This is a genomic window from Paenibacillus sp. NPDC056579 (assembly GCF_042793215.1).
Taxonomy (GTDB): Bacteria; Bacillota; Bacilli; order Paenibacillales; family NBRC-103111; genus Paenibacillus_S.
The window spans coordinates 571957-582233 of record NZ_JBHTVD010000005.1; the positions used below are offsets into that span (position 1 = coordinate 571957).

The window sequence follows — 10277 nt, forward strand, 5'->3', positions numbered from 1 at the left end:
TTGTAACGCGGAAAAACCGCCTTACAGAGGCGTGACGCGTCGGAAGGCGAGCTTGTAAGTCGGAAAAACCGCGTTACACGGCGGATTGACAGGTCGACGAAGCGAGCGGAGCACTTGTAAGCCGGAAAAACCGCGTTACAGAGGTGTGACGCGTCGGAAGCCGAGCTTGTAAGTCGGAAAAACCGCGTTACACGGCGGATTGACAGGTCGACGAAGCGAGCGGAGCGCGTGTAAAGTGAAAAAACTGCCTTACAGAGGCGTGACGCGTCGGAAGGCGAGCTTGTAAGTCGGAAAAACCGCGTTACACGGCGGATTGACAGGTCGACGAAGTGAGTGGAGCGCGTGTAAGGTGGAAAAACCGCCTTACAGAGGCGTGACGCGTCGGAAGGCGAGCTTGTAAGTCGGAAAAACCGCGTTACACGGCGGATTGACAGGTCAACGAAGCGAGCGGAGCGCGTGTAAGGTGGAAAAACCGCCTTACAGAGGCGTAACGCGTCGGAAGGCGAGTTTGTAAAGCGGAAAAACCGCGTTACACGCCGCTTCACTCCACTGACAACACATATTTGTTCACCGGGCGGCCGACTCCGTACTGCAAATCAAGACGGACTTTGCCGCTCTTTTCCAAGTATTCGAGATATCTGCGTGCCGTTACCCTTGCGATGCCCACGCCTTCAGCAACCTCCTCAGCAGATAAAGCACCGGGCTGGCGAGTAAGAAAAAGCAAAATTTGCCGCATTGTCACGGCCTGGAGCCCCTTGGGCAGCTGTTCCGCGGCAAGGATGGCTGCAGCTGCATCTGTAGGAGCAGCACTCCCGTAAGCCTCAGCTGAATCGACTCCGCTGCTTGTTCGTGCCAGCATGCGGTCAAGCTCCGTCTGGGAGACGGGACCTTCCGAATTCAGCGCCAGCTTCATCGAGCGGTAATGCTCCAGCGCCAGCCGAACCCGTTCAAATTTAAACGGTTTCATAATATAGTCTACTGCCCCATAACGCAGCATCCGCTGTATCGTCTTCTGATCGTTCGCTGCGCTTATAACCATAACGTCTACGTGCAGCTGTTCGCGGCGAATCTGCGTCAATGTCTCCATTCCGTCCTGCTGCGGCATATAGATGTCGAGAATGGCCAGGTCGGGCTTCAGCTCCCTGATTTTCTCCATTCCTTCTACTCCTGTGCCTGCGACTCCCACGATACGAAATCCTTCGATCTGCTCAACGAACTGCCGGTTCACCTCCTGAACCATGGGATCGTCTTCAATCAATAATACTTCCAATGGATGATTGTCCATAAAATCACCTCCTAAAAGCTTTGCTAAGCCTCTTCCAACTGCTTCCTACCAAAATTTTAATAAATATATCTCTGAGCAGCTCTATATAGACACCAGTCCAACCATCTTTTTTATGTAAGCGTAAGATATGGTGTGCTAAAGTACCGGGTGTAAATGACGGTGTTCTTAGCCTAAGCCAGCTATCAGCCATCTGTAATAAGCAAAAAAGCAAGAAAGTATCTCAAATCACTCCTATTGGAGCAAAGGAGGAATTGGCTTGCCTGTTAAATCGAAGGTCAAACCTAAGCGGGATAACAAGAAAATGATCTGCTATACCGCTCTTGGAGATTCCATTGCAGTGGGCGAAGGAGCTACGGATAACTACGGTTATGTCAACTATTTCAGGGACTTTTTGACGTCGCTCACCCATCGCCGCGTGAAATTATCAAACCGTGCCGTTGCAGGTTTTACAAGTCCGGACTTGCTCAAACAGCTTCGACAAGATGCCGCCACCCGGAGAGATACCATGAAAGCCAAATTGGTCACAATTAGTATCGGCGGCGGCAATTTGTTAAATTGCGGTCTTCAACCGGAGGCATCCTGCTTAGAGAATGGAGTCGCCGCTTTCGCCAAAGATTGGCCGCAAATCTTGAGGGAAATTCGGAAATCCATTAAATCCAAGGCAAAAATTATGGTTATGACCGTGTTCAATCCGTTGCAATGCAATGACCCGAATTATAATACGGCGGATTCTTTCATTCAGCAAATAAATCAGGTCATAAGAAAAGAAGAACTGCGCAAAAAATTCCGTTACAGTATCGTCGGCACTCATTCCGATTTTCAAGGACAATTTTCGGACGGACGCTGTAAGGTGTGTACATGGACGCATTTTTGCGAAACACCGCCAGATCCGCATCCTACGGACGCAGGACATTTAGAAATTGCCCGCTTACACGAGCTAAAGTTCCTTAAGGTCTCTGCTAAGGCAAAAAGAAAAAGGCGGCGATAATCACTCCGTCTGCTCCCACATCGGAAACGAGATCAAAAAGCTCGCCCCTTTACCAGGAGCGGAGTCGATGCGGACCGTACCGCTTCCTTTCCGCACGATGCCGGCGATCAAATAGAGCCCGATTCCGCGGCCGCTGGACCCTTTGGTCGTAAAACCCTGCTCGAATATCCGCTCCTGAACCTCTGAATCCATACCCGGGCCGTTATCCTCGACCAGAATAGACATTATGTCATCGTCCTGCTCGATGCTTACAAAGATCCGCTTTTCCTCCTGCTGAATCTGCTGAAGCGCGTCGAACGCATTTTCCAGCAAATTGCCGATCAACACGACGAAATCGTGATGATCCAGCCGCGCGGGGAACTGTTCAAGATGGCTTTGACGGTCGATCTCGACCGTAATACCGAGCTCCCGGCCGCGGCTGATCTTGCCGAGCAGCAGACCGGTCAAGCTGTCGTTTTTGAACCGCTGGCTCAAAAAGCGCGTCAGCTCTTCCTTTTGCTCCGTAATTTCAAACACATACTCCAAGGCCTTTTCTTTGTTCCCCAGCTGAATCAAGCCGCCTATCGTATGCAGCTTGTTCATGTATTCGTGGTTTTGCACACGGAGCGCGTCGACGAACGTCTTGACGCCCGTCAATTCCTCCGCCATATGGGTAACCTCGGTCCGGTCCTGAAAGATCGCGACGGCCCCGACGGTTTGCCCTCCGACAGTGATCGGTACCCGGTTGCTCATGATGAGAGTGGCGCCGATGAGCAGCTCCTGATTATAGATCGGATGGTTCAGCTCCAAAATTTCCGGCAGCCTCGTATCCGGAAGCACGCTGCGGATGGGTAGGCCTATGACGTCACGGCCGGGATCGATTTTCATAATTTGTTTGGCTTTATCATTGAAAATAGTGACCATCTCGTCTTTGTCTATGGCGATAACGCCTTCATGCATCGCATGAAATGTCGCGGTGCGCTCGACGAACAAGCGGGCGATTTCGTGAGGCTCCAGCTCGAACATTTGCTTCTTGATATGCTGCGCCAGCTTCCAAGAGCACCAGATGCCGAACAGGAGCGACAGCAGCAGGATAATATAAGCCTGCCCGCTCAGGTTCAGCAGCACCTGCCCGAGGCTCGGCAGCAGCTGGCCGACCACAACAACGCCGACCTGGACGTGGTCGGCGTTCATGACCGGCACGAAAGCGCGCAGCGCCGTGCCGAGCTCTCCCTTTGCCTTGGACACGTACGTGTGCTCGGCAAAGGCGGACCCCTCATCGGCACCGAGCGAGACGGTGCCGATCTTCCCTTGAACCGGATGCGACAGCCTCACCCGGTTCATGTCCATCACAACGACGTAGGTCACGTCGTTGATGATGCGGATGCGCTCGGCGGCTTCCCGGATCGCCGCGGCGCCGGAGGCGGGCGTGTCGCCGAGCCCGCCCGTAACCTCGGGCAGCTGCGCAACGGTGCGCGCTGTGACGAGCAGTCGTCGGCCGAGCTCCGATTCGTTCAGGCCGATGATCGTTCCCACCAGGATGGTGCCGCCGATCAGCAGCGAGAATAGCACGATGCAAGAGGACAAGACGGCGATCTTACCGGTAATTTTAAGACGCTGCAGCATGCCGGCCCGAGGCCTCCTTCCGCCGATGTTTACGTCTATGATACAACACCGGAAGCGGAATCGGTAACCCTCTAGAGCTCGGTGCCCTTCTGCAGCTTTAGGAAAACCGAGGCTCGTTCCCATCAGCGGTACTATATAATCAACTATTCTTCGTCGCTGCTGTCTTTGCTGCTGCCGCTGCTCGTACCTGACTCATTGCTGCCGCTCGTACCTGATTTTTTGCTGGTGCTTGTTCCGGACAAAATACGGGTTTGCTCCTTTTGCTGAATTTTCAGCACTTCCTCGCGGGATTTTTGCAATTTTTTCAGCTGCTCCTTATCGGCCTTGCGCACCTTCTCGGCTTCCTCATATTCAGCCTGCTTGATTTGCTTATACATATTCATCTGCTGCCGAAGCTGCGTGTCGAGCGGCTGCTCCTGCTGCTTTTTGCTTTGGGCTTTTTGTTTTTTTTGCTCTTCTTTTTTATTGCCGCATGCCGTTAAGGACAACAGCAGCACGATACATAGCGACACCAGCATCCCTTGCCTCCAGGGTACAGCTTTTGCGGCCCGGCCGGCAGTCCTAGTCTTAAAAGGAAACAACCATGAAATCATATCCTGACAGCTCCTTTTTGTCGTAGTTTCCTTAGTTTGTCCTAAACTTGGCAATACATGAAATAGAAAATTTTGATTTTTTGTATACATTTGAATACAATTAAATAGACAAAATATATTATAGGAGGATTAAAATGGCCGAAACATACCGCAAGTCCAAAATAGAGCATTATCTGGATCGGCTGCTGGTTCGCAAGCAGGCTCTTATTCGACAGCTTGAGCTTCAGGGTTTGGAGCAATCAAAGGAGTTTATTTGCGGTCAGCTGTCGGCAACGGACATGATCATTTGGGAGATTGCGGTAGAATTTGATTTAACCGATCAACTTAATGAAGGAGGCAGATTGAATGTCAGTGAACGTTGCACAAAAAAATCAATCGGAACCCACAGTTCCGCAGCACTCCAGAATCAGCAGACTCCAGCTAATTAAGCGCACCTTCTTTATGCTCCTTGGTGCAGCCTTCGTATCCGTAGGGCTGGAAATATTCCTCGTGCCTAACAAAATTATTGACGGCGGCGTTGTAGGGATATCAATTATTTTGTCTCATTTAACGAAACTTCCGCTTGGTATTTTTTTATTGCTCATTAACTTGCCGTTTTTATTCCTGGGTTACAAGCAAATCGGAAAAACCTTCGCGTTATCGACGCTCATCAGCGTTCTGTTCATGTCGGTGGGAACGACGCTGCTGCATCCGGTTCCGCCGCTTACCATCGATCCGTTGCTTGCCGCGGTATTCGGAGGCATTATCGTAGGGATTGGGGTCGGTCTGGTTATCCGTTCCGGAGGCTCCTTGGACGGCACGGAGATCGTAGCCATTTTGTTCAATAAGAAAACGCCGTTTTCCGTGGGCGAAATCGTCATGTTTTTCAACTTTTTCATTTTGGGCAGCGCCGGCTTTGTGTTTGGCTGGGATCATGCCATGTACTCATTAATCGCTTATTATATCGCTTTTAAAATGATCGATATTACCATCGAAGGGTTCGACGAATCCAAATCGGTATGGATTATCAGCGACAATTACAGGGAAATCGGGGAAGCGCTGCTCAGCCGGTTGGGCCGCGGCGTTACTTACTTGAACGGTGAAGGCGGGTTTTCCGGTGGGGAAAAGCGGGTTATTTTCTGCGTCATTACCCGTCTCGAGGAAGCGAAGCTGAAATCCATTGTGGAAGAGCACGATTCCACCGCGTTCTTGGCTATCGGCAACATTCATGACGTCAAAGGCGGACGCTTCAAGAAAAAAGACATTCATTAGCCAGGCTGCTGGCAAGCCGTTCCAAACGAAATTCTGCACGAATTACGGAAAGCGGGCGTCGACATGATGAGATCGTATTTAGGCATTGCGGCTATCGTCCTGTTGGGTTTGGCCGTTGCATTGATCGTCGGTTTTTATCCCGTACTATCGCAAACGCCGGTCGTCTATGACGATGAGCAGGAGGATTTCGATCAGCAAATCGTGATCAAGTTCAGTCACGTAGTAGCGGAGAATACGCCCAAGGGCTTGGCGGCGCAGGAATTCGCCCGTCTCGTGCAGGTGAAGACGAATGATCGCGTCAAGGTCGAAATTTATCCGAACGGGGTGCTGTTCTCGGAAGTCGATGAGATTCAGGCGCTTCAGCAGGGAAACGTGCAGATGATCGCTCCTTCGTTTCCGAACTTATCCGAATGGCTTCCATCCTGGATGGCGCTCGATTTGCCCTTTGCATTCCTCACCCATGATGCGGTTCAAGAGGCATTCGAAGGGAAAATCGGGATGACGCTGTTCGGCCAGCTGGAGAAGGTGAATATGGTCGGTATGGCTTATTGGGGCAATGGATTTAAGCAGATGACGAGCAATAAGGGACCCATCATCCTTCCTTCGGATTTGAAGGGGCAGCATTTTCGGACGATGCGGAGCAAGCTGCTGGACGCGGAATTCCGGATGTTCGATATGAGAACGACAGAGATGCCGTTTAACCAGGTGTACCGCAGCTACGAAACCGGGATGGTCGACGGGGGAGAGAATTCGATCTCGAACATTTATACGAAAAAGTTTTACCAGGTACAAAAGTATATGACCATCAGCAATCACGGTTACTTAGGCTATGCGGTATTGATGAACAGGGATTTTTGGCAGAGGCTGCCGGCCGATTTGCAGCGGCAAATTCAGGAAGCGATGAAAGAGACGACGGAATGGGCGAACCTGAATGCGGTCCGAATGAACGAGAAGCAGCTGGAGGAAATGAAGAGCGAATCGCGTATCCAGATCTACACGCTGACACCCGAGGAACGGATGAAGTGGATGAAAGCGTGGGATCCTATCTACGATCAGTACGAGCCGGTCATTGGGACTGAATTGATCAAGCAAATCCGACTGCTGCAGCAAAAATACGGCGGATCAAGCTGAAAGGCCGCGGTTTCCGGGAGAATATGCCGGAGGCCGTCGGCTTTTTGTTTTGGAGTAAAAGACGAATATTAACATGTTGTTTAGGTTGTAATATTCGTTATTATAACAAAAATAAGAAATATTTATGAAGGTTATAAGTAGTTGTTGATTGTAAATTACGAATTTTTGCGATATAGTACAGTTATCTCATCAACATTATTGGTATGACATTTTAATGATATCTATGGGGGAGAAGCTGAATGCGCAGGCTGGAAGGAAAACGCATTGCGATAACAGGCCCGAGAAAAGCGGCTGAGCTTAGCGTAATTGTGGAGAAGCAGGGAGGTATCCCTCTCATACGGCCCGCGCAAGGGACCGTGGCGATCGAGAAGGAGAAGGTGGAGGCGGAGATCCGGCAGCTGCTGGACGTTGGCGGCGACTGGATCATCCTTACTACCGGCGTAGGTACCGAAATGCTGTATAAGGTTGCCGAGGAGATGGGAGCTGCAGAAGCGTTCGTGGAGCAGCTCCGGCGGATGAATATTGCAGCGAGAGGGTATAAAACGGTCAACTATTTGAAAACTCTTGGACTGACACCGACGGTACGAGACGATGACGGTACGACGGTCGGTATCCTTCGGGCGCTCCAGCCATACGATATGAAAGGGCGCCGGGTAGCCCTGCAATTATACGGAGATCATGCGCCGCGCTTGGTACAGTGGCTGAAAGAGCAGCAGGCCGATTACTATGAAATTTTGCCTTATTTGCATGTGCCGCCGGAATTGGAGGTTGTCGATACGCTTCTATCGGAAATTGTGCGAAGAGAAGTGGATGCTGTGACGTTTACGAGCACGCCCCAGGTACGTTTCCTGATGGCTTATGCCCGTGAGAAGGGGCTGGAGGAGCCGCTGCTGGCTGCATTCCGGGAAAGCACGGTTGCAGTGGCAGTCGGCAAGGTGACGGCGGAAGCGCTTCGGGACGAAGGGATTGAGCGCGTTGTCGCTCCGGAGGAAGAGCGGATGGGCAGCATGATCGTAGCTCTGGGCCATTATTATGAACAGTAGCCGTATCTAGGCGGCAGGTTTGGTCTACAATGAGGGGTATGGTATACTTTTCCTGAAAAAGTTACCCTACTCTTTTTTCATTTGGAGGCTTTATGAATACTATGTCAGTAGTACAGCTTCGCAACGTGACCAAACGGATCGGCTCCAAGACGATCGTCGACGGATTGTCCTTCGACGTCATGCCGGGGGAAGTATTCGGCTTCCTGGGACCAAACGGGGCTGGGAAAACGACGACGATCCGCATGATCGTCGGCCTGATGTCGCTCACCGAGGGCGAGGTGCTGGTGCAGGGCTTCAGCATCCGCAAGCAGTTTGAAGAAGCAATGCGGCGCGTTGGAGCGATTGTGGAAAATCCGGAATTTTATAAATTTATGACGGGGTATCAAAATTTGCAGCATTTCGCCCGGATGATTCCGGGTATTACCGAGGAACGGCTCGAGGAAGTGATCGAGCTGGTCAAGCTGGAGCACCGCATTCACGATAAAGTGAAGACGTATTCGCTCGGGATGCGGCAGCGGTTGGGCGTAGCTCAGGCGATATTGCATCGCCCGGCCGTATTGATTCTGGACGAGCCCACCAACGGCCTCGATCCGGAAGGGATCCGCGAGCTGCGCGATTATTTGCGCCAGCTGTCGCAGCAGGAGGGCATCGCGGTAATCGTGTCGAGCCACCTGTTGTCTGAGATGGAGCTGATGTGCGATCGGGTCGCCATCATCCAGAACGGCAAGCTGCTCGACGTGCGCTCCTTCAAGGAGACGCCGTCGGGAGAGCAATTGTTGGAGGTTGTCCTTGACGTGGATCGCGTAAGTGCGGCGGCTCAAGCCGCGATTCGCCTGGTTGGCGATAGCGCGGTCATCGGACAGCATGAAGGAGCGGAAGCTGCAGGCGGTTCGTTGTCTGGTGCGGACGAAGCGGCGGCGAATACGGAAGGGACGTTAACGGTCCAATGCCGCAGCCGAGAAGAGATAGCGGAATTAAACGTGCAGTTGGTTGCCGCGGGTATTCGCGTGTACGGCATCCGGACCCGGAATAAGTCGCTGGAAGACCAGTTCCTGGAGGTTACAAGGGGGAATCAAATTGTCTAATTTTATTAGCCTTGTCCAAAATGAGCAAATGAAAATATACAGCCGGGTCCGTACATGGGTCATGTTCGGCATCATATTGCTGGTCGTTGTTGCTATGGCCTCTATGTTGAAATATGTAATAGGCTCCGGACTAAGTCACGCCTTTTCCTTCGTGGCCATGTCCAGCAGCATGAGCTGGCTTGTATTCCTTTTCAGCGTTATTGTAGCAGGCGATATCGTTGCCTCGGAATTTACATGGGGGACGATCAAGCTTCTGCTCATCCGTCCGGCGACAAGGTCCAAAATTTTGGCGGCCAAATACATCTCCGTCGTGCTTTTTCTCGTGACGCTGCTATTGTTTTTATTGATTATTTCGTATTTTGTCGGCTTGATCTTTTTCGGATTAAGCGGAGCCGTCAGCGACCAAGAGGCGTTTCCGAACATTATGCAGTCGTATAGTATTAAGTTTATCGATTTGCTGATGTACGTCACGCTGGCCTTTATGATTTCCGCTGCTTTCCGAAGCAGCTCGCTTGCAATCGGCTTGTCGATATGTCTTATGTTTACGGCGAATACGATTGTGCTGGTGCTCTCCCAGTTCAAATACAGTTGGGTGAAATATATTCTGTTCGCCAATACGGATCTGTCCCCTTACTTGCTGGGTGGTCAGCCTCCGATTCCAGGGATGACGCTCGGGTTTTCCGTCACGATGATCGTGCTGTATTGGATCTTGTTCTATGTGGTTTCCTGGCTGCTGTTTACCAAACGGGATGTGGCGGGGTAGCCTTCCCATTTGGAAGACCGATGCATAGCGGTGTGCGATACGTCCGCTGCTGCGTCGGTTTTTTGCCGTCTCCAAAATCAGACGAAGCGTCAGCCGCGTTCGTTCCTTCAGTATAAGCCTCGCTATTTTACGCGGCGACCCGGGTCTATGTGTTCTCCCGGAAACCGCATTTTTGCGGTGCCACATTTCTTGTTTTTTTGCATTCCATGTGTAGTAAGATCAATGGATAGAGAGGCTTGTTTATAAAAGCAGGGGTCGGCTTCCAGCTGCGACAACCAGCCGTTGGCACGTGTTAAGACACTTGAAACCGAGCCTAAAGGACAAACGATGCCTTGCTCGCAGCTATTCCAAGGGAACCGGACCGTGGTTCCGCTATTGCCGCCAAAATACATAGAAATACGGTGCTATCGGACCGTGATTCCGTTATTTGGCTGAATTCTATTAAGCCCCCTAATTAAATTGGAGAGTACTTAGGGAAATAAGGTACTATTAAATTAAGGGGGCGATGGAAGATGAGACAGAGAAATCAAGCA

10 protein-coding genes are annotated in these 10277 nt (G+C 51.3%); 7 read left to right on the forward strand and 3 right to left on the reverse strand.

What is annotated here, in order from left to right; genetic code table 11:
• Nucleotides 1-541 precede the first annotated feature (541 nt).
• Entirely contained in the window at nucleotides 542-1285 is a 744-nt protein-coding gene (locus ACFQ88_RS22240; RefSeq protein WP_379456803.1) for a response regulator, read from the reverse strand.
• A 256-nt stretch (nucleotides 1286-1541) separates the two neighbouring features.
• Between ACFQ88_RS22240 and ACFQ88_RS22245 the strand changes: the two genes are divergently transcribed.
• Nucleotides 1542-2273: a GDSL-type esterase/lipase family protein gene (locus ACFQ88_RS22245; protein WP_379456805.1), complete on the forward strand. Its 732-nt coding sequence runs from the start codon at nucleotides 1542-1544 to the stop codon at nucleotides 2271-2273.
• On the opposite strand, the gene ACFQ88_RS22250 is transcribed toward ACFQ88_RS22245, so the two are convergent.
• Nucleotides 2274-3878, reverse strand: coding sequence for an ATP-binding protein (locus ACFQ88_RS22250; protein ID WP_379456807.1), 1605 nt, complete (start codon nucleotides 3876-3878; stop codon nucleotides 2274-2276).
• Nucleotides 3879-4021: 143 nt separating this feature from the next.
• Complete coding sequence (locus ACFQ88_RS22255; RefSeq protein ID WP_379456809.1) at nucleotides 4022-4471, reverse strand: EMC3/TMCO1 family protein; 450 nt, start codon at nucleotides 4469-4471, stop codon at nucleotides 4022-4024.
• A gap of 134 nt (nucleotides 4472-4605) precedes the next feature.
• On the opposite strand from ACFQ88_RS22255, the gene ACFQ88_RS22260 reads away from it, so the two are divergent.
• The 6 genes from ACFQ88_RS22260 to ACFQ88_RS22285 all read left to right on the forward strand — a co-directional run bounded on the left by ACFQ88_RS22260 (nucleotide 4606) and on the right by ACFQ88_RS22285 (nucleotide 9744).
• A complete protein-coding gene (locus ACFQ88_RS22260) occupies nucleotides 4606-4899 on the forward strand; it encodes a hypothetical protein (RefSeq protein WP_239632380.1) in 294 nt (97 codons plus the stop codon).
• A 13-nt stretch (nucleotides 4900-4912) separates the two neighbouring features.
• Nucleotides 4913-5722 carry a YitT family protein gene (locus ACFQ88_RS22265; protein ID WP_379456870.1) on the forward strand — a complete coding sequence of 270 codons (810 nt, stop codon included), beginning with the start codon at nucleotides 4913-4915 and terminating at the stop codon, nucleotides 5720-5722.
• A 63-nt stretch (nucleotides 5723-5785) separates the two neighbouring features.
• The gene (locus ACFQ88_RS22270; RefSeq protein WP_379456812.1) at nucleotides 5786-6853 is read left to right on the forward strand and encodes a DctP family TRAP transporter solute-binding subunit; all 1068 of its coding nucleotides are present in this window, start codon (nucleotides 5786-5788) and stop codon (nucleotides 6851-6853) included.
• A 239-nt stretch (nucleotides 6854-7092) separates the two neighbouring features.
• Nucleotides 7093-7896 (forward strand): uroporphyrinogen-III synthase, encoded by an 804-nt coding sequence (locus ACFQ88_RS22275; protein WP_379456814.1) that lies wholly within the window; start codon nucleotides 7093-7095, stop codon nucleotides 7894-7896.
• A 92-nt stretch (nucleotides 7897-7988) separates the two neighbouring features.
• A complete protein-coding gene (locus tag ACFQ88_RS22280; protein WP_239632387.1) occupies nucleotides 7989-8981 on the forward strand; it encodes an ABC transporter ATP-binding protein in 993 nt (330 codons plus the stop codon).
• Nucleotides 8974-9744, forward strand: coding sequence for an ABC transporter permease (locus ACFQ88_RS22285; protein WP_379456817.1), 771 nt, complete (start codon nucleotides 8974-8976; stop codon nucleotides 9742-9744). Before ACFQ88_RS22280 ends, ACFQ88_RS22285 begins: the two co-directional genes overlap by 8 nt.
• Nucleotides 9745-10277: the final 533 nt, after the last annotated feature.

Excerpts from the sequence above, each read along its gene's own strand:
- ACFQ88_RS22255 (WP_379456809.1), bottom strand. The coding sequence starts at position 4,471 with ATGATTTCATGGTTGTTTCCTTTTAAGACTAGGACTGCCGGCCGGGCC.
- ACFQ88_RS22250 (WP_379456807.1), bottom strand. The coding sequence starts at position 3,878 with ATGCTGCAGCGTCTTAAAATTACCGGTAAGATCGCCGTCTTGTCCTCT.
- ACFQ88_RS22265 (WP_379456870.1), top strand. The coding sequence starts at position 4,913 with ATGCTCCTTGGTGCAGCCTTCGTATCCGTAGGGCTGGAAATATTCCTC.
- ACFQ88_RS22275 (WP_379456814.1), top strand. The coding sequence starts at position 7,093 with ATGCGCAGGCTGGAAGGAAAACGCATTGCGATAACAGGCCCGAGAAAA.
- ACFQ88_RS22280 (WP_239632387.1), top strand. The coding sequence starts at position 7,989 with ATGAATACTATGTCAGTAGTACAGCTTCGCAACGTGACCAAACGGATC.
- ACFQ88_RS22270 (WP_379456812.1), top strand. The coding sequence starts at position 5,786 with ATGATGAGATCGTATTTAGGCATTGCGGCTATCGTCCTGTTGGGTTTG.
- ACFQ88_RS22260 (WP_239632380.1), top strand. The coding sequence starts at position 4,606 with ATGGCCGAAACATACCGCAAGTCCAAAATAGAGCATTATCTGGATCGG.
- ACFQ88_RS22240 (WP_379456803.1), bottom strand. The coding sequence starts at position 1,285 with ATGGACAATCATCCATTGGAAGTATTATTGATTGAAGACGATCCCATG.